Here is a 22344-nt window from a genome sequence, read left to right as displayed (position 1 = left end):
GGCAGGTAACGGACGACCGCGTCGAGCAGGGGCTGAACACCCTTGTTCTTGAACGCGGTACCGCAGAAGACGGGGGTGACCGTCTTCTCGCCGTTGCCCTTGCCGGAAGCGATGGTGATACGACGGACAGCCGCGTACAGCTGCTCCTCGGTGGGCTCGACGCCCTCCAGGAAGAGCTCCATGAGCTCCTCGTCGTTCTCCGCGACGGTCTCGACCAGCTTGGCGCGCCATTCCTCGGCGAGCTCGGTGTGCGAGGCCGGGATGTCGACGACGTCGTACATCTCGCCCTTGGTCGCCTCCGCGGACCAGACGAGCGCCTTCATACGGACGAGGTCGACGACGCCCTGGAAGTCCATCTCGGAACCGATGGGCAGCTGCATCACGATCGGGACGGCGCCGAGGCGGTCCACGATCATGTCGACGCAGCGGAGGAACTCGGCGCCCGTACGGTCGAGCTTGTTGACGAAGCAGATGCGCGGCACGCCGTAGCGGTCCGCCTGACGCCAGACGGTCTCGGACTGGGGCTCGACGCCGGCCACACCGTCGAACACGGTGACAGCACCGTCGAGCACGCGCAGCGAACGCTCCACCTCGACGGTGAAGTCGACGTGACCCGGCGTGTCGATGATGTTGATCGTGTGATCGACATTCTCGAGCGGCCAGTGGCAGGTCGTCGCGGCAGACGTGATCGTGATGCCGCGCTCCTGCTCCTGCTCCATCCAGTCCATCGTGGCAGCGCCGTCGTGGACTTCACCGATCTTGTACGAGACACCGGTGTAGAACAGGATCCGCTCGGTGGTGGTCGTCTTGCCCGCGTCGATGTGAGCCATGATGCCGATGTTGCGCACCTTGGCAAGGTCAAGCGAAGTGGTAGCCATATCGGCTCAGTCTTCTCTCGGTCTCGATGTGGGTTGCGACTACCAGCGGTAGTGCGCGAAGGCCTTGTTGGACTCGGCCATCTTGTGCGTGTCCTCACGCTTCTTGACGGCCGCACCGAGGCCGTTCGAGGCGTCGAGGAGCTCGTTCATGAGGCGCTCGGTCATGGTCTTCTCGCGACGGGCGCGGGAGTAACCGACGAGCCAGCGGAGGGCCAGCGTGGACGCGCGGCCCGGCTTGACCTCGATCGGCACCTGGTAGGTGGCGCCACCGACACGGCGGGACTTGACCTCGAGGGCCGGCTTGACGTTCTCCAGCGCGCGCTTCAGCGTGATGACCGGGTCCTGGCCGGTCTTCTCGCGAAGACCCTCCATGGCGCCGTACACGATGCGCTCGGCGGTGGAACGCTTGCCGTCCAGCAGGATCTTGTTGATCAGCGAGGTGACAAGAGGAGAGCTGTAGACCGGGTCGATGATGACCGGGCGCTTCGGGGCGGGGCCCTTACGAGGCATTCTTACTTCTCCTTCTTGGCGCCGTAGCGGCTGCGAGCCTGCTTACGGTTCTTGACGCCCTGCGTGTCGAGGGAACCGCGGATGATCTTGTAGCGAACACCCGGCAGGTCCTTCACACGGCCACCGCGCACGAGCACGATGGAGTGCTCCTGCAGGTTGTGACCCTCACCCGGGATGTAGGCCGTGACCTCGATGCCGGAGGTCAGACGCACACGCGCGACCTTACGGAGGGCCGAGTTCGGCTTCTTCGGGGTGGTCGTGAACACACGCGTGCAGACGCCGCGACGCTGAGGGGAACCCTCGAGTGCGGGCGTCTTGTTCTTCTCGACCTTGTCCTGCCGGCCCTTCCGGACCAGCTGCTGGATCGTAGGCACTACTTCTCCGGTTTCTGTGTGCCGTCGGTGAAACTAACCTGGAACATTCGCCGACCCACGCGGTCGGGTGTGTCGAATCGCGCGGACCTCTCCACCAGGGCGGAAAGGTGCGGATCACGGTGGCCGATATCTGACTCGCCCTGCGGTTGATGACACGCACGCGAGCCCAGGCACACCCCAGGCACAAGGCTTGAGCGTACCTATCGCATGGACTCCGGTCAAAACAAATGGCCACGCGTACCCTCCGTCACCGCGCGGTGCGCCTCAGGCCGCCAGGAAGCGGTGCAGCGAGTCCGTGAAGGAGGCCACGAAGCGCTCCCGCGTCTCCTCGGGGACGCGGTCCAGCGAGAGGTACGGATTGAGGTCCTCCAGCTCGACGAGGAGCAGCTCGCCGCCGGGGGCGCGGCAGGCGTCCACCCGCTGGATGCCGTGGTCGAGGGTGTTCCAGTCGACGAAGCCGCAGGCGAAGGCGAGGTCCGCCGCGGTGGGCTCGTACGGCTCCAGGACCCAGCGGCGGGCCGGGTCGGGGGCGTGGAGGGCGTACTGGAAGCGGTCGTCGACGAAGTAGAAGGAGACCTCGTAGCGGAAGTCGACGCGGGGCTGGACGAGGAGGCCCCCGTAGGACAGGCCGGCGAGCTCCTCGCGGGCCAGGAACCGCAGGCCTATGGAATCGGCCCCGGCCTTGGGCTTGACCGCGTACGCGGCCGACTCGGGCAGCCGGTGGAGGTCCTCGGGCCGGTCGACGGTGGGGATGACGGGGTGCCCGGACGCGGTCAGGTCGAGCAGGTACTGCTTGCCCGCCATGTCCCCGCGCCCGTGGAGCGGGTTGTAGACCCGGGTGCCCGCGGCCAGGGCCCGCTCGCGGAAGGCCTCGTACGCCTGCTGGTAGCCGATGACCGGGCCGCTGTTGCGGACGACGACGGCGTCGAATCCGTCCATGAGGGCCGCGGCGTCGAGCGGGTGGCAGAGCGCCAGGTCGAAGGCCTCGCGCAGCCGTGCGGTGAGGTGGATGTCCTCGTCGCAGTAGCGCCGTCCGCGGGCCGGGTAGGCGAGGTCGGTGACGTACAGCAGGCGGGGGATCGGGGTGGGGCACCTCTTCGTGGCGCTCGAGGACGACACCACGATCTCGTATCTGCTGTCCACGGGGTACGAGCCGCAGCGGGAGCACGCCATCCACCCGCTGGACCCGGAGCTCGGCCTCCCCTTCCCGGACGGTCTCGACCTGCTGCTGTCGGAGCGCGACCGCACGGCTCCGACGCTCGCCGAGGCCGGGGAGCTGGGCATCCTGCCCGGCTTCGAGGAGAGCCTGCGGCTCGACGCCCGGTCGGGAGCGGTGCGCGGCTGAGGGCACCGAGGCGGACACAGGCGAACGCCGTGGCGGGAGACCCGGATCGGGTCTCCCGCCACGGCGCCGTGCGCCCCGGGACCGGGGGGCGGTCCTAAGCGGTGTTCGCCTTCGCGACGATGTCATCGGCCACGTTGCGCGGGACCTCGGCGTAGGAGTGGAACTGCATCGAGTAGTTGGCGCGACCCGAGGTCTTGCTGCGGAGGTCGCCGACGTAGCCGAACATCTCCGACAGCGGAACGAGACCGGTCACCACCTTGGCGCCGCTGCGCTCCTCCATGGCCTGGATCTGGCCACGGCGGGAGTTGATGTCGCCGATGACCTCACCCATGTAGTCCTCGGGCGTGGTGACCTCGACGGCCATCATCGGTTCGAGCAGCACCGGGGACGCCTTCCGCGCGGCCTCCTTGAAGGCCATCGAACCGGCGATCTTGAACGCGAGCTCGGAGGAGTCGACCTCGTGGAAGGCTCCGTCGAGCAGGGTGACCCTGATGCCCGTCAGGGGGTAGCCGGCGAGCACGCCGAGGCTCATGGCCTCCTGGCAGCCCGCGTCCACGGACGGGATGTACTCGCGCGGGATGCGGCCGCCGGTGACCTTGTTGACGAACGCGTAGTCGTCGCCGTCGATGGGCTCGATCGCGATCTGCACCTTGGCGAACTGACCGGTACCACCGGTCTGCTTCTTGTGGGTGAAGTCGAGCCGGTCGACCGTTCCGCGGATCGTCTCGCGGTAGGCGACCTGCGGCTTGCCGACGTTCGCCTCGACCTTGAACTCGCGACGCATGCGGTCGACGAGGATGTCGAGGTGGAGCTCGCCCATGCCGGCGATGATGGTCTGGCCGGTCTCCTCGTCCGTGTGCACCTGGAAGGAGGGGTCCTCCTCCGCGAGACGCTGGATGGCGACACCCAGCTTCTCCTGGTCACCCTTGGACTTGGGCTCGATGGCGACCTGAATGACCGGCGTGGGGAAGTCCATGGACTCCAGCACGACCGGGTTCTTGTCGTCGCACAGCGTCTCACCGGTGGTGGTCTGCTTCAGGCCCATGACGGCGACGATGTCGCCGGCGCCCACCGAGTCGATCTCGGTGCGCTTGTTCGCGTGCATGCGGTAGATCTTGCCGATGCGCTCCTTCTTGCCCTTGACGGAGTTCAGCACCGCGGTGCCGGCCTCCAGGCGACCGGAGTAGATCCGGACGAAGGTGAGCTTGCCGAGGTGCGGGTCGCTCGCGATCTTGAACGCGAGGGCCGACAGCGGCTCGTCGTCGGACGGCTTGCGCTTGACGACGACCTCGGGGTCCTTGACGTCGTGGCCCTCGATGGCCTCGACGTCCAGGGGCGACGGCAGGTAACGGACGACCGCGTCGAGCAGGGGCTGAACACCCTTGTTAGGTCGGTGACGTACAGCAGGCGGGGGCGGGCGGCGGGCACGGGGCGGCTCCTCGGTCGGTGGCCGCCAACCTACCCGGCGCCCGCGCGGACCGGCCGGGCAGCGGCCCGCCGGCGCCTCCCGCGGAACGCCGAAGGGCGGCCACCCCCACGGGGTGACCGCCCTTCGGTCGAGCGACTCGCTTACTGGTTGTACGGACCGTAGTCGTAGTCCTCCAGCGGAACGGCCTGGCCGGAGCCCGAGCCGAACGGCGAGTAGTCGATGTCGTCGTAGCCGACGGCCGAGTACATCGCGGCCTTGGCCTCCTCGGTCGGCTCCACCCGGATGTTGCGGTAGCGGGACAGACCCGTACCGGCCGGGATGAGCTTACCGATGATGACGTTCTCCTTGAGGCCGATGAGGCTGTCGGACTTGGCGTTGATCGCCGCATCCGTCAGGACTCGGGTCGTCTCCTGGAAGGAGGCGGCCGACAGCCAGGACTCCGTCGCCAGCGAGGCCTTGGTGATACCCATCAGCTGCGGACGGCCGGAGGCGGGGTGACCGCCCTCGGTGACCACACGACGGTTCTCGGTCTCGAACTTCGAGCGCTCGACGAGCTCGCCCGGCAGCAGCTCCGCGTCGCCAGACTCGATGATCGTCACACGGCGCAGCATCTGCCGGATGATGATCTCGATGTGCTTGTCGTGGATCGACACGCCCTGCGAGTTGTAGACCTTCTGGACCTCGGCGACCAGGTGGACCTGGACCGCGCGCTGACCGAGGATCCGCAGCACGTCGTGCGGGTTGGTGGCACCCACGGTGAGCTTCTGGCCCACCTCGACGTGGTCGCCCTCGCCCACGAGCAGACGGGCACGCTTCGAGATCGGGAACGCCGTCTCGTCGGTGCCGTCGTCCGGGGTGACGACGATCTTCTTGGTCTTCTCGGTCTCCTCGATGCGGACGCGGCCGGCCGCCTCCGAGATCGGGGCGACACCCTTGGGCTGACGGGCCTCGAAGAGCTCGACGACACGGGGCAGACCCTGGGTGATGTCGTCACCGGCCACACCACCGGTGTGGAAGGTACGCATCGTCAGCTGGGTACCGGGCTCACCGATGGACTGGGCGGCGATGATGCCGACCGCCTCACCGATGTCGACCAGCTTGCCGGTGGCGAGCGAACGGCCGTAGCAGAACGCACAGGTACCGACGGCGGACTCGCAGGTCAGGACCGAGCGGGTCTTGACCTCCTCGACACCGGCGCCCACGAGGGCGTCGATGAGCACGTCACCCAGGTCGACGTTGGCCGGCGCGATGACCTTGCCGTCGACGACGACGTCCTCGGCGAGCATCCGCGCGTACACGGAGGTCTCGACGTCGTCCGTCTTGCGCAGCACGTTGTCGGCGCCGCGCTCGGCGATCCGCAGCTTCAGACCGCGCTCGGTGCCGCAGTCCTCCTCGCGGATGATGACGTCCTGCGAGACGTCCACCAGACGACGGGTCAGGTAACCCGAGTCGGCGGTACGCAGGGCGGTGTCCGCCAGACCCTTACGGGCACCGTGCGTGGAGATGAAGTACTCCAGAACGGTGAGGCCCTCACGGAAGGACGCCTTGATGGGACGCGGGATCGTCTCGTTCTTGGCGTTCGACACCAGACCACGCATACCCGCGATCTGACGCATCTGCATCATGTTTCCTCGGGCACCCGAGTCGACCATCATGAAGATGGGGTTCGTCTTCGGGAAGTTCGCGTTCATCGCCTCGGCGACCTCGTTGGTCGCCTTGGTCCAGATCGCGATGAGCTCCTGAGTGCGCTCTTCCTTCGTGATGAGACCGCGCTCGTACTGCTTCTGGACCTTCTCGTCCTGCTCCTCGTAGCCCTTGACGATGGCCTTCTTGGCCTCGGGCACGACGACGTCGGAGATGGCCACGGTGACGCCGGAGCGGGTCGCCCAGTAGAAGCCGGACGCCTTCAGGTTGTCGAGCGTCGCCGCCACGATGACCTTGGGGTACCGCTCGGCGAGGTCGTTGACGATCTCGGAGAGCTGCTTCTTGCCGACCGAGTAGTCGACGAAGGGGTAGTCCTCGGGCAGCAGCTCGTTGAAGAGCGCGCGGCCCAGCGACGTCCGCAGGCGGAACGAGTCACCCTGCTGCCACTCCGGCTCGCCCTCTTCGGTGACCGGGGGAACCCAGCCACGCGGAGCGACGGTGCCGACGGGGAAGCGGATGTCGATCTGCGACTGCAGCGCCAACTCGCCGGCGTCGAACGCCATGATCGCCTCGGCCGTGGAGCCGAACGCGCGGCCCTCGCCCTTGGTGTCACGGAGCTCGCCGTCGGTGGTCAGGAAGAACAGACCGAGGACCATGTCCTGGGTCGGCATCGTGACCGGACGGCCGTCGGCCGGCTTCAGGATGTTGTTCGAGGACAGCATCAGGATGCGGGCCTCGGCCTGCGCCTCCGCGGAGAGCGGCAGGTGCACGGCCATCTGGTCACCGTCGAAGTCCGCGTTGAACGCGGTGCAGACGAGCGGGTGGATCTGGATGGCCTTGCCCTCGACCAGCTGGGGCTCGAAGGCCTGGATGCCGAGGCGGTGCAGCGTGGGCGCACGGTTCAGCAGAACCGGGTGCTCGGCGATGACCTCTTCGAGGACGTCGTACACGACCGTGCGGCCGCGCTCGACCATCCGCTTGGCGCTCTTGATGTTCTGCGCGTGGTTCAGGTCGACCAGGCGCTTCATCACGAACGGCTTGAAGAGCTCCAGCGCCATGGCCTTCGGCAGACCGCACTGGTGCAGCTTCAGCTGCGGACCGACGACGATGACGGAACGCGCGGAGTAGTCCACACGCTTGCCGAGCAGGTTCTGACGGAAACGACCCTGCTTGCCCTTCAGCATGTCGCTGAGGGACTTCAGCGGACGGTTGCCGGGGCCCGTGACCGGGCGACCGCGACGGCCGTTGTCGAAGAGGGCGTCGACCGCCTCCTGGAGCATCCGCTTCTCGTTGTTCACGATGATCTCGGGGGCACCGAGGTCGAGCAGACGCTTCAGACGGTTGTTGCGGTTGATCACGCGGCGGTACAGGTCGTTCAGGTCGGAGGTCGCGAAGCGGCCACCGTCCAGCTGCACCATCGGACGCAGGTCCGGCGGGATGACCGGCACGCAGTCGAGAACCATGCCCTTGGGGCTGTTCGCGGTCTGCAGGAACGCGGAGACGACCTTGAGGCGCTTGAGCGCACGGGTCTTCTTCTGGCCCTTGCCGGTGCGGATGATCTCGCGGAGGCGCTCGGCCTCCTCCTCCAGGTCGAAGGACTCCAGGCGCTTCTGCAGCGCCGCGGCACCCATCGACCCGTCGAAGTACGTGCCGAAGCGGTCACGCAGCTCGCGGTAGAGGAGCTCGTCGCCCTCCAGGTCCTGGACCTTGAGGTTCTTGAAGCGCGACCAGACCTCGTCCAGACGGTCGATCTCGCGCTGCGCACGGTCGCGCAGCTGCTTCATCTCGCGCTCGGCACCCTCGCGCACCTTGCGGCGCACGTCGGCCTTGGCGCCCTCGGCCTCCAGCTCGCCGAGGTCGTTCTCGAGCTTCTTGGCGCGGGCCTCCAGGTCGGAGTCGCGACGGTTCTCGATCTGCTGGCGCTCGACGGAGACGTGCGCCTCCAGCGAGGGCAGGTCACGCGTACGACGCTCGTCGTCGACGTACGTGATCATGTACGCCGCGAAGTAGATGACCTTCTCGAGGTCCTTCGGGGCGAGGTCCAGCAGGTAGCCGAGGCGCGACGGAACGCCCTTGAAGTACCAGATGTGGGTGACGGGAGCGGCCAGCTCGATGTGGCCCATCCGCTCACGGCGCACCTTGGCGCGGGTGACCTCGACGCCACACCGCTCACAGATGATGCCCTTGAAGCGGACACGCTTGTACTTGCCGCAGTAGCACTCCCAGTCCCGGGTCGGACCGAAGATCTTCTCGCAGAAGAGTCCGTCCTTCTCGGGCTTGAGCGTGCGGTAGTTGATGGTCTCCGGCTTCTTGACCTCGCCGTGGCTCCACTGACGGATGTCGTCAGCGGTGGCCAGACCGATCCGGAGCTCGTCGAAGAAGTTGACGTCGAGCACTATGCGTCAATCCCTCTCAGGGTTGTAAGGCTTTGGGGTCTGATACGGGGGTCCTGGGGCCGGCCGGGGACTCGGCGGTGAAATCGCCGAGCCCCCGGCCGGACTCCCGTCAGACCTCTTCGACGCTGCTCGGCTCGCGCCGGGACAGGTCGATGCCGAGCTCCTCCGCTGCGCGGAAGACGTCCTCGTCGGTGTCGCGCATCTCGATGGACATGCCGTCCGAGGACAGCACCTCCACGTTGAGGCACAGGGACTGCATCTCCTTGATGAGCACCTTGAAGGACTCGGGGATGCCGGGCTCAGGGATGTTCTCGCCCTTGACGATGGCCTCGTAGACCTTCACGCGGCCGGTCACGTCGTCGGACTTGATCGTCAGCAGCTCCTGGAGGGCGTACGCGGCGCCATAAGCCTCCAGCGCCCACACCTCCATCTCACCGAAGCGCTGGCCACCGAACTGGGCCTTACCACCCAGCGGCTGCTGGGTGATCATCGAGTACGGGCCGGTCGAACGCGCGTGGAGCTTGTCGTCGACCAGGTGGTGCAGCTTGAGGATGTACATGTACCCGACGGAGATCGGGTCCGGGAACGGCTCGCCGGAGCGGCCGTCGAACAGCCTCGCCTTGCCGGTCGGGAGCACCATGCGCTCGCCGTCGCGGTTCGGGATGGTGTGGTTCAGCAGACCCGCGAGCTCGTCCTCACGCGCACCGTCGAAGACCGGGGTCGCGACGTTGGTGCCGGGGGCGACCTGGTCGGCGCCGATCGCCTGGAGGCGCTGCGCCCACTCGTCCGCGAGGCCGGAGACGTCCCAGCCGCGGCTGGCGAGCCAGCCGAGGTGGATCTCCAGGACCTGTCCCGGGTTCATTCGGGACGGGACACCCAGCGGGTTGAGGATGATGTCGACCGGGGTGCCGTCCTCCAGGAACGGCATGTCCTCGATCGGCAGGATCTTCGAGATGACGCCCTTGTTGCCGTGACGGCCGGCGAGCTTGTCACCGTCGGTGATCTTGCGCTTCTGGGCGACGTAGACGCGGACCAGCTGGTTCACGCCCGGGGGAAGCTCGTCGCCCTCCTCGCGGTCGAAGACGCGGACGCCGATGATCTTGCCGATCTCGCCGTGCGGGACCTTCAGCGAGGTGTCACGGACCTCACGCGCCTTCTCACCGAAGATCGCGCGGAGCAGACGCTCCTCCGGGGTCAGCTCGGTCTCGCCCTTGGGCGTGACCTTGCCGACGAGGATGTCGCCGGCGACGACCTCGGCACCGATACGGATGATGCCGCGCTCGTCGAGGTCGGCGAGGACCTCCTCGGAGACGTTCGGGATGTCCCGGGTGATCTCCTCCGGGCCGAGCTTGGTGTCACGGGCGTCGACCTCGTGCTCCTCGATGTGGATCGAGGAGAGGACGTCGTCCTGCACGAGGCGCTGCGACAGGATGATCGCGTCCTCGTAGTTGTGACCCTCCCACGGCATGAACGCCACGAGCAGGTTCTTGCCGAGCGCCATCTCGCCGTCTTCGGTGGCGGGACCGTCGGCGAGGACCTGGCCCTCGATCACGCGGTCGCCCTCGTCGACGACGACCTTCTGGTTGACCGAGGTGCCCTGGTTCGAGCGCGAGAACTTGTGCAGGCGGTACGTGATGTACGTGCCGTCGTCGTTGGCGACGGTGACGTAGTCCGCGGAGAGCTCCTGGACGACACCGTCCTTCTCGGCCTTGAGCACGTCGCCGGCGTCGGTGGCGCAGCGGTACTCCATGCCGGTGCCGACGAGCGGGGCCTCCGACTTGATGAGCGGCACGGCCTGGCGCATCATGTTCGCGCCCATGAGGGCACGGTTGGCGTCGTCGTGCTCGAGGAACGGGATCATGGCGGTCGCGACCGACACCATCTGGCGCGGCGAGACGTCCATGTAGTCCACGTCCGACGGCTCGACGTAGTCGACCTCGCCGCCACGCTTACGCACCAGGACACGGGGCTCGGTGAACTGCAGGTCGTCGTTGAGCGCGGCGTTGGCCTGCGCGATGACGAAGCGGTCCTCCTCGTCGGCCGTGACGTAGTCGACCTCGTCGGTGACCTGGCCGTCGACGACCTTGCGGTACGGCGTCTCGATGAAGCCGAACGCGTTGACGCGGCCGTACGAGGCGAGCGAACCGATCAGACCGATGTTCGGGCCTTCGGGGGTCTCGATCGGGCACATGCGTCCGTAGTGGGACGGGTGCACGTCTCGGACCTCGAAGCCGGCCCGCTCACGGGACAGACCACCGGGACCCAGCGCCGAGAGACGACGCTTGTGCGTCAGACCCGACAGCGGGTTGTTCTGGTCCATGAACTGCGACAGCTGGCTGGTGCCGAAGAACTCCTTGATGGAGGCGACGACCGGCCGGATGTTGATCAGGGTCTGCGGCGTGATCGCCTCGACGTCCTGGGTGGTCATGCGCTCGCGCACGACGCGCTCCATACGAGCCAGACCCGTGCGGACCTGGTTCTGGATGAGCTCGCCGACGTTGCGCAGACGACGGTTGCCGAAGTGGTCGATGTCGTCGGTCTCGACGACGATCTCGTTGCCGTTCTCGCCGATCGTCTCGGTCTCGCCGGCGTGCAGCTTGACCAGGTACTTGATCGTGGCGATGACGTCGTCGGTGGTGAGCACGCCGGCGTCCAGCGGCTCGTCGGCGCCGAGCTTCTTGTTCACCTTGTAGCGGCCGACCTTGGCGAGGTCGTAGCGCTTCGGGTTGAAGTAGAGGTTCTCGAGCAGCGTCTGAGCGGCCTCACGGGTCGGCGGCTCGCCCGGACGCAGCTTGCGGTAGATGTCGAGCAGCGCGTCGTCCTGGCCCTGGGTGTGGTCCTTCTCCAGGGTGGCGCGCATGGACTCGTACTCGCCGAACTCCTGCAGGATCTGCTCGGTGGTCCAGCCGAGAGCCTTGAGCAGGACGGTGACGGACTGCTTGCGCTTGCGGTCGATGCGGACACCGACCAGGTCGCGCTTGTCGATCTCCATCTCCAGCCAGGCACCCCGGGACGGGATGATCTTGGCGGAGAAGATGTCCTTGTCGGACGTCTTGTCGATGGAGGAGTCGAAGTAGACACCCGGCGAACGGACCAGCTGCGACACCACGACACGCTCGGTGCCGTTGATGACGAAGGTGCCCTTGTTCGTCATGAGCGGGAAGTCGCCCATGAAGACCGTCTGGGACTTGATCTCGCCGGTCTCGTTGTTGGTGAACTCGGCGGTGACGAAGAGCGGGGCGCCGTACGTGAAGTCACGGTCCTTGCACTCGTCGATCGAGTTCTTCGGCGGCTCGAAACGGTGGTCGCGGAAGGTCAGCGACATCGACCCGGAGAAGTCCTCGATCGGAGAGATCTCCTCGAAGATCTCCTCCAGACCGGACTTCCTGGGGACGTCCTGTCCCGACTCAAGGGCAGCCTCGACGCGAGCCTTCCAGGCGGCGTTGCCGAGCAGCCAGTCAAAGCTCTCGGTCTGCAGCGCGAGGAGGTTCGGAACCTCGAGGGGCTCCTTGATCTTTGCAAAGGAGATGCGCAGCGGGGCGGTGCTGGCGCCGTTGTTCGTATTGGTCGAGGCGTTGCGCGAGGCGGCCAAGAGGGGGTCCTTCCGAGGGCTCGGACTCACTACGCGCGTACCGGTCCCCTGCATCGCTTCACGGCAGACGTTTCCTGAGATGGCCGGAAAGCCAGGTCAGACGGGGTCGGTCCGAGGAACGGATGCGAAGGTATGCCCCTGGTGACGGGCAGGAGGCAGCTAACAGGCAGCGCAAAGGGTCAGTGTAGCCACTTGGCTCACTGATGTCCAGGGCGAATAAATCGCGTCCCTCGTTGCTCTCAACTCCGCGGTACCTCGCGCCGTGCGGCGCACCTCGATACTGCCCGTTCAGTCGTCGATCCATGCCTCGGAAACGGATCGTTGTGACGACGCGTCCTGAGAATTGCGCGCTGCGTGCGGTTCGTCAAGGCCCCCCGGTCTGCGGGGCGCACGGCGAAGATCACCATACTCCGCTCCCGGCGGCCCTCAGGCCCCCGCCACGCCCTTCCCGGGAACGCCGAAAGGCGACCACCCAACAGGGTGATCGCCTTTCGCTGCTCCCGCGTTACACGGGGGCAGGAGTCAGCTCAGCGAGCCGAAACGGTCTTACTTGACCGTGACGGAGGCGCCGGCGGCCTTGAGGGACTCGGCAGCCTTCTCGGCGGCCTCCTTCGCGACCTTCTCGAGGACCGGCTTCGGGGTGCCGTCGACGAGGTCCTTGGCCTCCTTGAGGCCCAGGGAGGTGAGCTCACGCACGACCTTGATGACCTGGATCTTCTTGTCGCCGGCACCCTCGAGGATGACGTCGAACTCGTCCTGCTCGGCCTCGGCCTCGGGGGCAGCGCCACCCGCGGCGGGGCCGGCGACGGCGACGGCCGCGGCGGCGGTGACGTCGAACTTCTCCTCGAAGGCCTTCACGAACTCGGAGAGCTCGATGAGGGTCATCTCCTCGAACTGGGCGAGGAGGTCGTCCTGAGAGAGCTTCGCCATGATGGGCGATCCTTCCACTAATTCGGCAGGTGCCGGATGTATAGAGAGGCGGGCGTTACGGCCCGCTACGACCTGCGCCTAGGCGGCACAGATCATGACGCGAGCCGAATTACTCGGCACCGCCCTGCTCGGCGAGCTTGACGCGAAGCGCCTCCGCGGTGCGGACGAACTTCGACGGCAGCGCCTGGAGGAGCGAGGCAGTCTGCGACTGCTTGCCCTTGAACGCGCCGGCCAGCTTGCTGAGCAGAACCTCGCGGGACTCGAGGTCCGCGAGCTTCTTGAACTCGTCGGCGGACAGCGCCTTGCCGTCAAGGACACCGCCCTTGATGACGAGGTTCGGGTTCTCCTTGGCGAAGTCACGCAGAGCCTTCGCCGACTCCACCGGGTCACCGGTGACGAAGGCGGCCGCGGTCGAACCAGCAAGCTGGTCGTCCAGCGCGGAGATGCCGGCCTGGTTGGCCGCAATCTTGGTCAGCGTGTTCTTCACCACGGCGTACTGGGCGTTCTCACCGAGCGAACGACGCAGCGTCTTCAGCTGCGCCACGGTGAGCCCCGTGTACGAGGTCAGCACGACGGCGTTCGAGCTGCGGAACTTGTCCTCAAGCTCGGCTACCGCGGCAGCCTTGTCGGGCCTTGCCATAGAGCGTCGGCCTCCTTCCGGGTGATGAGGACCGCTCAGAAGGCACTGCCACAACGAAAACGCCCCGGGCGCAGGCGCTCGGGGCTCAGCTCGACCGCATCACGAGGATCCGGGAACTTCTCCACAATCACCTGCGCGGGTCGTTCGCGTCGTAGCGAATCCTTCGGCCACCGCACCTTGACGGCACAGTGACGACCAGCGGTCTTTGGCTTCCTCGGAAGAGTACGTGACCGACACGCCCGGGAGCAAATCAGCCCCGACCGCCCCCGGCCAGCACCTTCTTCAGCAGCTCGACGAAGTCGACGGTGTCCCCCGCGGGCGGTGCCCGGAAGCCGGCCTCGGCGCCGTACTCGGCGTAGGTCGTGGTGAGCGAGGTGACGGACCCGCCGCTCTCCGCGCGGACGACGCTCTTCACCGGGAACCCGTCCGGCCCGATCCAGACCTCCATGGTCCGGCCGTCGGGAAGCTCCCCCCGGTACGCCTCCGCCCGGACGCCGCCCTTGGCGGGTCCGAGGTGCTCGACCGCCGAGGACCCGGCGAGCAGGCCGAGCTCCTTGGGCAGGTCCATGTTCACGGCGGCCAGGCCGCCGGTCAGCTGGAGCATCAGCTCGTCGCCCGCGGCGGCGCCCTCGGGCTGCGCCTTCAGCCAGCGCTTGCCGCCCGTCTGCGCGGTCAGGTCGGCGCCCAGGTCGACGTAGGTGGTCCCGCCGGTCGTGACCACGCGGGTCTCGGCGGGCGCGCCGGGGATGGCGGCCAGGTACGAGGAGTCGGAGACCTTCAGCTCGGCGGCCTGCGGTCCCCAGGCCTGCACGCCGGTGAAGGTGCTGCTGCCGGGCGCCGTGCCGCCCGCGACGCTGAGCCGCATCCGGACCCTGGCGCTCCTGGCCTCCGCGGCCTTGGTGTGGGCGGTCCGGAGGGCCTGCGCGGCCTGCTCGGCGCTCTGCGTGCCCGGCTTCGCCGGCGCGGAGGCACCGGAGGACCTCGTCCCCGTGTCGCCGTCCTGGCATCCCGCGACCGCCGTCACGAGGGCCGCGGCCGCCAGGGCCACCGCGGCGCGCTTCCACACGGACCTGTTCATGTCGTTCCCCACCCTTGATCGACGGTCTCCGTCCCTCGGACGGTAACAAGAAACCGGCCCCGCACCTCGGAGGAGGTGCGGGGCCGGCTCGACCACTCAGTGAGCCTGTCGGGCTCAGACCGCGGCCGGGTCCTCCTCGACGAGGAGGTTGCGGGTGCGGTTGGAGTCCAGCGGGACGCCGGGGCCCATCGTCGTCGTGATGGTCGCCTTCTTGATGTAGCGACCCTTGGCGGCGGACGGCTTCAGACGGAGGATCTCGTCGAGCGCCGCGGCGTAGTTCTCGACCAGCTTCGTGTCATCGAAGGAGACCTTGCCGATGATGAAGTGCAGGTTCGAGTGCTTGTCGACGCGGAACTCGATCTTGCCGCCCTTGATGTCGTTGACAGCCTTGGCGACATCGGGGGTGACGGTGCCGACCTTGGGGTTCGGCATGAGACCACGCGGGCCGAGGACGCGGCCGAGGCGGCCGACCTTGCCCATGAGGTCCGGGGTGGCGACGACGGCGTCGAACTCGTTCAGGCGGTTGCCCTTGGAGATCTCGTCGATGAGCTCGTCGGAGCCGACGATGTCGGCGCCCGCGGCGATCGCGGCCTCGGCACGGTCACCGGTCGCGAAGACCAGGACCCGGGCGGTCTTGCCGGTGCCGTGCGGAAGGTTCACGGTGCCACGGACCATCTGGTCGGCCTTGCGCGGGTCGACACCCAGGCGGAAGGCGACCTCGACGGTGCCGTCGAACTTCGTGCTGGAGGTCTCCTTGGCGAGACGGACGGCCTCGAGCGGAGCGTAGAGCTTCTCGCTGTCGATCTTGGCGTCCGCTGCGCGGAGGGCCTTGCTGCGCTTCACTGCTTCTCCTGTGCAGTTACACCAGGCGGCTGTCGCCGCATGGCAGGTATGGAGTCGTGGTGCGGACCGGCGCTGGTCCTACCACTGAGTCACGAGGGGGCTGATCAGCCCTCGACCGTGATGCCCATGGAACGGGCGGTGCCAGCGATGATCTTGGACGCGGCGTCCAGGTCGTTGGCGTTCAGGTCGGGGAGCTTGACCGTGGCGATCTCGCGGACCTGGGCGGCCGTGAGCTTGGCGACCTTGGTCTTGTGCGGCTCGCCGGAGCCCTTGTCCACACCAGCGGCCTTGAGGATCAGCTTGGCGGCCGGCGGAGTCTTCGTGATGAAGGTGAAGGAGCGGTCTTCGTAGACCGTGATCTCCACCGGCACGACCATGCCACGCTGCGACTCGGTCGCGGCGTTGTAGGCCTTGCAGAACTCCATGATGTTGACGCCGTGCTGGCCCAGCGCGGGACCGACCGGCGGGGCCGGGTTGGCCGCACCAGCGTTGATCTGGAGCTTGATAAGCCCCGTGACCTTCTTCTTCTTGGGAGGCATTGCTCTCTCCGGGTCCTAGTGAGAGTGTTCAGCCCGCCATCCGGTCATCCGGATGGAGGCATACCGCACAACGATAACGGGTATAGACGCGCGGCCAAAAACCGAGCAGGTCAGAGCGGCTGCGAGAGCCACTCTGACCTGGTCGGAAACTTGTGAGATCAGTTCTTCTGGATCTGGTCGAAGCTGAGCTCGACCGGGGTCTCGCGACCGAAGATCTCGACGAGGCCCTTGACCTTCTTCGAGTCGGGGTTGATCTCGTTGATGGTCGCCTGGAGGGTGGCGAAGGGACCGTCGGTGACGGTGACCGAGTCGCCGACCTCGAAGTCCAGCACCTGGACCTCCAGCTTGCGGGCCGGAGCCGGCTTGCCCTCGGCCTCGGCGGCCTCGCGGGCGGCCTTCTCCTCGGCCTCCGGGGCGAGCATCTTGACGATCTCGTCCAGGGTCAGCGGGTACGGGTCGTAGGCGTTGCCCACGAAGCCGGTGACACCGGGGGTGTTGCGGACGACGCCCCAGGACTCGTTCGTCAGGTCCATGCGGACGAGAACGTAGCCGGGAAGCTTGTTCTGCTTGACGTTCTTCCGCTCGCCGCCCTTGATCTGGACGATCTCTTCCTCGGGGACCTCGGCCTGGTAGATGAAGTCCTCGACGTTGAGCGAGACGGCACGCTGCTCGAGGTTGGCCTTCACGCGCTTCTCGTAGCCCGCGTAGGTGTGGATGACGTACCACTCGCCGGGCAGGGTGCGCAGTTCCTCGCGGAGCGCGGCGACCGGGTCGACCGGGGCGGCCGGCTCGGCCTCCTCCTCGGTCTCCTCGACCTCGTCGGCGACGGACTCGGCGTCCTCGTCGGCCTCGGAGTCGTCGGCGGCGTCCTCGACGCTGTCCGCCTCGGCGTCGGCCTCAGCCTCGTCGGCGGTCTCGACCTCGAGGGCGGCTTCCTCGGCGGCGGCGTCGTCAGCAGCGTCGGCCTGGTCCTCGTCGGCGGCCTCGACGATGTCCCGCTCGTCCTCGGCGGACTCGGACTCGAAGGCGTCGTTCAGGTTCGCGTCAGACACGGTGGCTGCTTCTTCCTGCGATACAGATGGGGTGGAACAAAAAGTCAGCCGAAGACGTACTTGACTGCTTCCTGGAAGCCATAGTCAATCACGGTGACAAGGCCGATCATGATGACGACGAAGACAATCACCACGGTCGTGTACGTCGAGAGCTGGCTGCGCGTGGGCCAGACGACCTTGCGGAGTTCCGCGACGATCTGGCGGTAGAAGAGCGCGAGACGGCCCAGGGGGCCCTTCTTTCCGCGCTTCCCGCCCTTGCGGGACTTCTTCTTCGACTCTGCGGCCTCGTCGTCGGCATCAGGCATGTCGATGGAGCCTACGGCGTCCGTCACGATCTCTCACCTGATTCCGGGTCGGCCGTGCCGCGCCCGGGTGGAGCCGCACGGCGGTGCAATGAAGTACGTACATGCGCACAACACCTGGCGGTGTGTGTAGCAGGGCCGGAGGGACTTGAACCCCCAACCGCCGGTTTTGGAGACCGGTGCTCTACCAATTGAGCTACGACCCTTTGCTGGTGCTCCTCAACGTACCGCATCGTGAGATGTGGTCGGTGCGGGCCAACGAGGAGTGAGCATACGTGGTCAGGGGCCCCCGCGTCGAACAGGAACCGCGCCGGCCCTGCTCCCGGACGCGCGTACGACCGGGAATGACCGTTCCTGTCCGGTCCGTGAAACCTGTGTGCCGGGCCTTGATGAGGTCTGGGACGATGGGCCGTATGAGCGCTGCTACCCCTCCCACCGAGCGTCGGGTCTCCGCCCGGATCGGTGCGATCTCCGAGTCCGCCACCCTCGCCGTCGACGCCAAGGCCAAGGCCCTCAAGGCCGCCGGGCGCCCGGTGATCGGTTTCGGCGCGGGTGAGCCCGACTTCCCCACTCCGGACTACATCGTCGACGCGGCCGTCGAGGCCTGCAAGAACCCGAAGTACCACCGCTACACGCCGGCCGGCGGTCTGCCCGAGCTGAAGGCCGCGATCGCCGCGAAGACGCTGCGCGACTCCGGCTACGAGGTCGACGCCTCCCAGGTCCTGGTGACCAACGGCGGCAAGCAGGCCATCTACGAGGCGTTCGCCGCGATCCTCGACCCGGGTGACGAGGTCATCGTCCCGGCGCCGTACTGGACCACCTACCCCGAGTCGATCCGCCTCGCGGGCGGTGTCCCGGTGGAGGTCGTCGCCGACGAGACCACCGGTTACCGGGTCTCGGTGGAGCAGCTGGAGGCCGCCCGTACGGAGCGGACCAAGGTCGTCCTCTTCGTGTCGCCGTCGAACCCGACCGGCGCGGTGTACTCCGAGGCCGACGCCGAGGCGATCGGCCGCTGGGCCGTCGAGCACGGCCTGTGGGTGCTGACCGACGAGATCTACGAGCACCTGGTCTACGGCGACGCGAAGTTCACCTCGCTGCCGGCGATCGTCCCCGAGCTCCGCGACAAGTGCATCGTGGTCAACGGCGTGGCGAAGACGTACGCGATGACCGGCTGGCGCGTCGGGTGGATCGTGGGCCCGAAGGACGTCGTGAAGGCCGCGACGAACCTCCAGTCGCACGCTACCTCCAACGTGAGCAACGTGGCGCAGATCGCCGCCCTCGCCGCCGTCTCGGGGAACCTGGACGCCGTCGCGGAGATGCGGACCGCGTTCGACCGCCGCCGCCAGACGATCGTGCGGATGCTCAACGAGATCGAGGGCGTGTACTGCCCCACTCCCGAGGGCGCCTTCTACGCGTACCCCTCGGTGAAGGGTCTGCTCGGCAAGGAGATCCGCGGCAAGCGCCCGCGGACCTCCGTCGAGCTGGCCGCGCTGATCCTGGACGAGGCCGAGGTGGCGGTCGTCCCGGGCGAGGCCTTCGGCACGCCGGGCTACCTGCGCCTGTCGTACGCGCTGGGCGACGAGGACCTGACGGAGGGCGTGTCCCGGCTCCAGAAGCTCCTCGCCGAGGCGACGGACTGATCACACCCCTGGCGGGCCCCCGGTTCCTCGGAGCCGGGGGCCCGTTTCTGCGTTCGAGCAAGAACCCGATCGGGGAAACGGGGTGCCTTCCTCCGTTCGGGTGCGGCAGGATCAGCCGATGGAGCACGTTTACCGCGACCTCACCCGACTGCCCAAGGCCCATCTGCATCTGCACTTCACCGGCTCGATGCGGCCCACCACCCTCATCGAACTCGCCGACAAGTACGGCGTGCACCTGCCCGAGGCGCTGAGCAGCGGTACGCCGCCGAAACTGCGGGCGACCGACGAGCGCGGCTGGTTCCGCTTCCAGCGGCTGTACGACATCGCCCGCTCCTGTCTGCGCGCCCCCGAGGACATCCAGCGGCTCGTCCGCGAGGCGGCCCAGGAGGACGTCCGGGACGGCTCGGGCTGGCTGGAGATCCAGGTGGACCCGACCTCGTACGCCCCCCACCTCGGCGGTCTCATCCCCGCCCTGGAGGTCATCCTCGACGCGGTCGACGCGGCCTCACGGGAGACCGGGCTCGGGATGCGGGTGCTGGTCGCGGCGAACCGGATGAAGCACCCGCTGGAGGCGCGGACGCTCGCCCGGCTCGCGGTCCGGTTCGCGGACCGGGGCGTGGTCGGCTTCGGGCTCTCCAACGACGAGCGGCGCGGTCTGGCCCGCGACTTCGACCGGGCCTTCGCCATCGCGCGCGAGGGCGGCCTGCTCGCGGCGCCGCACGGCGGGGAACTGACGGGACCGTCGTCGGTACGGGACTGCCTGGACGACCTGCGGGCCTCCCGGGTCGGCCACGGGGTCCGGTCCGCCGAGGACCCGCGGCTGCTGCGCAAGCTCGCGGAGCGCGGCGTGACCTGCGAGGTCTGCCCGGCGTCCAATGTGGCCCTCGGGGTGTACGAGAAGCACGAGGACGTCCCGCTGCGGACGCTCTTCGACGCGGGGGTGCCGATGGCCCTCGGCGCGGACGATCCGCTGCTCTTCGGGTCCCGTCTGGCGGCGCAGTACGAGATCGCCCGCAGGCACCACGGCTTCACGGACCCGGAACTGGCGGAGCTGGCCCGGCAGTCGGTCCGGGCCTCGGCGGCGCCCGAGGACATCAGGGGGAAGCTGCTGTCCGGGATCGACGACTGGCTGGCCTCCCCGGTGGGGTGAAGCGGTGCAGCGGGGGCCGGGCCTGGAAGCCGATGTCCACCTCGGTGCGGTCCGGCCCGGACGCGTGCTGCTCCAGGAACGGGGTCAGCGAGGCGAGCAGGACGTCGTGGCCCTGCGGGGCCCGCTCGTGCAGCGGGCCGTGTCCGGCCGCGACGGCGAGCTCCCCGGCGGCGGCGCAGAACACGTCCCGATCGCCGAGGAGGAAGAGCGTACGGGCGTGCACGGCGGTCCGGATCAGCCTGGCGACCCGCTCGGGGGCCGCTTCCCGGGCGGCGGCCCGGTCGGCGGTGCGGCGCTCGTCGGTACGGAGGGTCAGCGGCCGCCCGTCGCCGAGCCGGGCGCGCAGAGCGGGCCAGGCGGAGGGGCGCAGGCCGCCGGTGTCCCGGTGGGCGAGGACGAGGTCGACGGGGGTGCCGGGCGCGAAGGCGCGCGGCAGACTCTCGCGCAGCGGGATGTGGACGAGGGTGTGCCGGGAGAACGCGGCGAAGGAGAAGAGCGCGGCGAGCCGGGCGAGGCCGTCGTGGTCGCCGACGAGGTAGCCCCAGCGGTCGTGGTGGGGCGAGTTGAGCGTGGTGTGCCGCAGCGGCGGCCACGGCCGGACGACCCGGTGCTCGCGGCGCCCCGCGCGGATCCGGTGCTCCCGGGCCGTGAGACGCATCCCGTCAGCCTGCGGCCCCGCGCGGGCCCGGCACAAACGTATTACCGGAGCGGCCGGCAGCGGAACGGCCCGGCGCCGAGCGGCCCGGCGCCGGGGTGCCTCAGAGGCTGACGCCGACCGTCACGGGCTCGTTGACGAGGGTGATCCCGAAGGCCTCGTGGACGCCGGCGACGACCTCCCGGGCCAGCGCGAGGAGGTCCTCGGTGGTCGCCTCGCCCCGGTTGGTCAGCGCGAGGGTGTGCTTGGTGGAGATCCGCGCCGGGCCGGAGCCGTACCCCTTGGTGAATCCGGCCTTGTCGATCAGCCAGGCGGCGGAGGTCTTCACCGCGCCGTCCGCGCCCGCGGGGAAGGCCGGCGGGGTGACGTCCGCGCCGAGGCGGTCGGCGACGCGGGTGAGGAAGGTCGCGTACTCCCCCGCCGTGAGGATCGGGTTGGTGAAGAAGGAGCCCGCGGACCAGGTGTCGTGGTCCGCGGGGTCGAGGACCATGCCCTTGCCGGCGCGCAGCCGCAGGACGGTCTCGCGGGCCTGCGCGAGGGGCACCCGGTCGCCGGCCTCGACGCCGAGGGCGCGGGCGGTCTCGGGGTACTTGATCGGCCCGGAGAGGCCGTCCGCGTCCTCCAGCTCGAAGCGGACCCGGAGCACCACGTAGCGCTCGGGGTGGTCCTTGAAGAGGCTGTGGCGGTAGGAGAAGGCGCACTGGGCGTTGGCGAGGGTGACGGTCTCGTCGGTGCGCCGGTCGTAGGCGACGACCTCGGTCACGGTGGCGGAGACGTCCTGGCCGTAGGCGCCGACGTTCTGGATCGGGGTGGCGCCGGCCGAGCCGGGAATGCCGGCGAGGCACTCGATCCCGGCGAGTCCGGCCTCGACCGTACGGGCGACGGCGTCGGTCCAGACCTCGCCGGCGGCGAGTTCCAGCCGGGTGCCGTCGAGGGCGAGGCCGCGGGTGGCGATCCGCAGGGCGGTGCCGTCGAAGCCCTTGTCGCCGATGACGAGGTTGGAGCCGCCGCCGATGATCAGCAGCGGCGTCCCCGTGGCGTCGGCCTCGCGGACCGCCGCGACCACCTCGTCGTCCGTGGTGGCGGTGACGAGCCGGGCCGCGGGGCCGCCGAGGCGGAAGGTGGTCAGGGGCGCGAGGGGGGCGTCGAGAAGAGGCTGCACGGGCTCAAGAGTACGGGCCCGTCCCGACCGGGAGGCGTGTCCGCTCCGGGCTGGGCCGGCCTGACGGGTACGGAGCTGCCGGAGCGGGCCCGGTGGGCTCGGAACCCGTCGGGGCGACCTCGGTGGGACTCGGCACCCACCGGAGCGGCCCCGGCCGCCGCGAAGCCACCGGGGCCGCCCCATTG

The 22344-nt window shown here is 68.4% G+C and carries 18 protein-coding genes, 1 tRNA gene and 1 pseudogene; 3 read left to right on the top strand and 17 right to left on the bottom strand.

Annotation, left to right across the window (positions count from 1 at the left end; genetic code table 11):
• The 4 genes from EAO70_RS28515 to EAO70_RS28500 all read right to left on the bottom strand — a co-directional run.
• On the bottom strand, nucleotides 1-878 hold an 878-nt coding region (locus EAO70_RS28515), incomplete at its 3' end, for a GTP-binding protein (RefSeq protein WP_148006562.1).
• Between the two features lie 39 nt (nucleotides 879-917).
• Nucleotides 918-1388: a 30S ribosomal protein S7 gene (gene rpsG, locus EAO70_RS28510; protein ID WP_015035567.1), complete on the bottom strand. Its 471-nt coding sequence runs from the start codon at nucleotides 1386-1388 to the stop codon at nucleotides 918-920.
• Between the two features lie 2 nt (nucleotides 1389-1390).
• Nucleotides 1391-1762 carry a 30S ribosomal protein S12 gene (gene rpsL / locus EAO70_RS28505; RefSeq protein WP_003948652.1) on the bottom strand — a complete coding sequence of 124 codons (372 nt, stop codon included), beginning with the start codon at nucleotides 1760-1762 and terminating at the stop codon, nucleotides 1391-1393.
• A 264-nt stretch (nucleotides 1763-2026) separates the two neighbouring features.
• Nucleotides 2027-2881: a hypothetical protein gene (locus EAO70_RS28500; RefSeq protein WP_261993100.1), complete on the bottom strand. Its 855-nt coding sequence runs from the start codon at nucleotides 2879-2881 to the stop codon at nucleotides 2027-2029.
• Here EAO70_RS28500 and EAO70_RS28495 point away from each other — a divergent pair.
• On the top strand, nucleotides 2862-3107 hold the full coding sequence (locus tag EAO70_RS28495; RefSeq protein ID WP_261993099.1) for a dTDP-4-dehydrorhamnose 3,5-epimerase: 246 nt from the start codon (nucleotides 2862-2864) through the stop codon (nucleotides 3105-3107). The genes EAO70_RS28500 and EAO70_RS28495 overlap by 20 nt on opposite strands.
• Nucleotides 3108-3201: 94 nt before the next feature.
• On the opposite strand, the pseudogene fusA reads toward EAO70_RS28495, so the two are convergent.
• From fusA to EAO70_RS28435, 11 genes and pseudogenes are all read right to left on the bottom strand, one after another.
• Nucleotides 3202-4494: pseudogene (gene fusA / locus EAO70_RS28490) on the bottom strand (elongation factor G); the annotation flags it as partial.
• A gap of 182 nt (nucleotides 4495-4676) precedes the next feature.
• Nucleotides 4677-8576 (bottom strand): DNA-directed RNA polymerase subunit beta', encoded by a 3900-nt coding sequence (locus EAO70_RS28485; protein WP_148005757.1) that lies wholly within the window; start codon nucleotides 8574-8576, stop codon nucleotides 4677-4679.
• 109 nt (nucleotides 8577-8685) lie between these two features.
• On the bottom strand, nucleotides 8686-12168 hold the full coding sequence (rpoB, locus tag EAO70_RS28480; RefSeq protein WP_148005756.1) for a DNA-directed RNA polymerase subunit beta: 3483 nt from the start codon (nucleotides 12166-12168) through the stop codon (nucleotides 8686-8688).
• Between the two features lie 546 nt (nucleotides 12169-12714).
• A complete protein-coding gene (gene rplL / locus EAO70_RS28470) occupies nucleotides 12715-13098 on the bottom strand; it encodes a 50S ribosomal protein L7/L12 (protein ID WP_148005755.1) in 384 nt (127 codons plus the stop codon).
• Nucleotides 13099-13207: 109 nt separating this feature from the next.
• Nucleotides 13208-13738, bottom strand: coding sequence for a 50S ribosomal protein L10 (gene rplJ / locus EAO70_RS28465; protein WP_030318714.1), 531 nt, complete (start codon nucleotides 13736-13738; stop codon nucleotides 13208-13210).
• A gap of 250 nt (nucleotides 13739-13988) precedes the next feature.
• Complete coding sequence (locus EAO70_RS28460) at nucleotides 13989-14816, bottom strand: hypothetical protein (RefSeq protein ID WP_148005754.1); 828 nt, start codon at nucleotides 14814-14816, stop codon at nucleotides 13989-13991.
• Nucleotides 14817-14930: 114 nt separating this feature from the next.
• Nucleotides 14931-15659, bottom strand: a complete 729-nt coding sequence (gene rplA, locus EAO70_RS28455) for a 50S ribosomal protein L1 (RefSeq protein WP_148005753.1) — start codon at nucleotides 15657-15659, stop codon at nucleotides 14931-14933.
• 104 nt (nucleotides 15660-15763) lie between these two features.
• Nucleotides 15764-16198, bottom strand: coding sequence for a 50S ribosomal protein L11 (gene rplK, locus EAO70_RS28450; RefSeq protein WP_030318720.1), 435 nt, complete (start codon nucleotides 16196-16198; stop codon nucleotides 15764-15766).
• A 158-nt stretch (nucleotides 16199-16356) separates the two neighbouring features.
• The gene (nusG, locus tag EAO70_RS28445; protein ID WP_148005752.1) at nucleotides 16357-17250 is read right to left on the bottom strand and encodes a transcription termination/antitermination protein NusG; all 894 of its coding nucleotides are present in this window, start codon (nucleotides 17248-17250) and stop codon (nucleotides 16357-16359) included.
• A gap of 44 nt (nucleotides 17251-17294) precedes the next feature.
• Nucleotides 17295-17582 (bottom strand): preprotein translocase subunit SecE, encoded by a 288-nt coding sequence (gene secE / locus EAO70_RS28440; protein WP_015035534.1) that lies wholly within the window; start codon nucleotides 17580-17582, stop codon nucleotides 17295-17297.
• Between the two features lie 103 nt (nucleotides 17583-17685).
• A tRNA-Trp gene (locus EAO70_RS28435) sits at nucleotides 17686-17758 on the bottom strand.
• A 207-nt stretch (nucleotides 17759-17965) separates the two neighbouring features.
• On the opposite strand from EAO70_RS28435, the gene EAO70_RS28430 reads away from it, so the two are divergent.
• Both EAO70_RS28430 and EAO70_RS28425 read left to right on the top strand, forming a co-directional pair.
• On the top strand, nucleotides 17966-19192 hold the full coding sequence (locus EAO70_RS28430; RefSeq protein WP_148005751.1) for a pyridoxal phosphate-dependent aminotransferase: 1227 nt from the start codon (nucleotides 17966-17968) through the stop codon (nucleotides 19190-19192).
• A 118-nt stretch (nucleotides 19193-19310) separates the two neighbouring features.
• Nucleotides 19311-20342, top strand: coding sequence for an adenosine deaminase (locus EAO70_RS28425; protein WP_187284083.1), 1032 nt, complete (start codon nucleotides 19311-19313; stop codon nucleotides 20340-20342).
• Here EAO70_RS28425 and EAO70_RS28420 read toward each other — a convergent pair.
• Both EAO70_RS28420 and EAO70_RS28415 read right to left on the bottom strand, forming a co-directional pair.
• Nucleotides 20287-21000 carry a hypothetical protein gene (locus EAO70_RS28420; protein ID WP_148005750.1) on the bottom strand — a complete coding sequence of 238 codons (714 nt, stop codon included), beginning with the start codon at nucleotides 20998-21000 and terminating at the stop codon, nucleotides 20287-20289. The two genes, EAO70_RS28425 and EAO70_RS28420, sit on opposite strands and share 56 nt — an antisense overlap.
• Nucleotides 21001-21100: 100 nt before the next feature.
• Complete coding sequence (locus EAO70_RS28415) at nucleotides 21101-22342, bottom strand: UDP-N-acetylmuramate dehydrogenase (RefSeq protein ID WP_410091469.1); 1242 nt, start codon at nucleotides 22340-22342, stop codon at nucleotides 21101-21103.
• Nucleotides 22343-22344 lie beyond the last annotated feature (2 nt).

Source organism: Streptomyces sp. adm13(2018), from assembly GCF_008042145.1.
Taxonomy (GTDB): Bacteria; Actinomycetota; Actinomycetes; order Streptomycetales; family Streptomycetaceae; genus Streptomyces.
The sequence above is the reverse complement of the archived record's forward strand: the minus strand, read 5'-3'. Positions and strand labels throughout refer to the sequence as shown.

What these genes read in the sequence shown, in the direction of transcription:
- rpsG (WP_015035567.1), bottom strand. Translation starts at nt 1,388, where the DNA reads ATGCCTCGTAAGGGCCCCGCCCCGAAGCGCCCGGTCATCATCGACCCG.
- rplL (WP_148005755.1), bottom strand. Translation starts at nt 13,098, where the DNA reads ATGGCGAAGCTCTCTCAGGACGACCTCCTCGCCCAGTTCGAGGAGATG.
- rplJ (WP_030318714.1), bottom strand. Translation starts at nt 13,738, where the DNA reads ATGGCAAGGCCCGACAAGGCTGCCGCGGTAGCCGAGCTTGAGGACAAG.
- EAO70_RS28460 (WP_148005754.1), bottom strand. Translation starts at nt 14,816, where the DNA reads ATGAACAGGTCCGTGTGGAAGCGCGCCGCGGTGGCCCTGGCGGCCGCG.
- rplK (WP_030318720.1), bottom strand. Translation starts at nt 16,198, where the DNA reads ATGCCTCCCAAGAAGAAGAAGGTCACGGGGCTTATCAAGCTCCAGATC.
- EAO70_RS28430 (WP_148005751.1), top strand. Translation starts at nt 17,966, where the DNA reads ATGAGCGCTGCTACCCCTCCCACCGAGCGTCGGGTCTCCGCCCGGATC.
- EAO70_RS28425 (WP_187284083.1), top strand. Translation starts at nt 19,311, where the DNA reads ATGGAGCACGTTTACCGCGACCTCACCCGACTGCCCAAGGCCCATCTG.
- EAO70_RS28420 (WP_148005750.1), bottom strand. Translation starts at nt 21,000, where the DNA reads ATGCGTCTCACGGCCCGGGAGCACCGGATCCGCGCGGGGCGCCGCGAG.
- EAO70_RS28415 (WP_410091469.1), bottom strand. Translation starts at nt 22,342, where the DNA reads ATGGGGCGGCCCCGGTGGCTTCGCGGCGGCCGGGGCCGCTCCGGTGGG.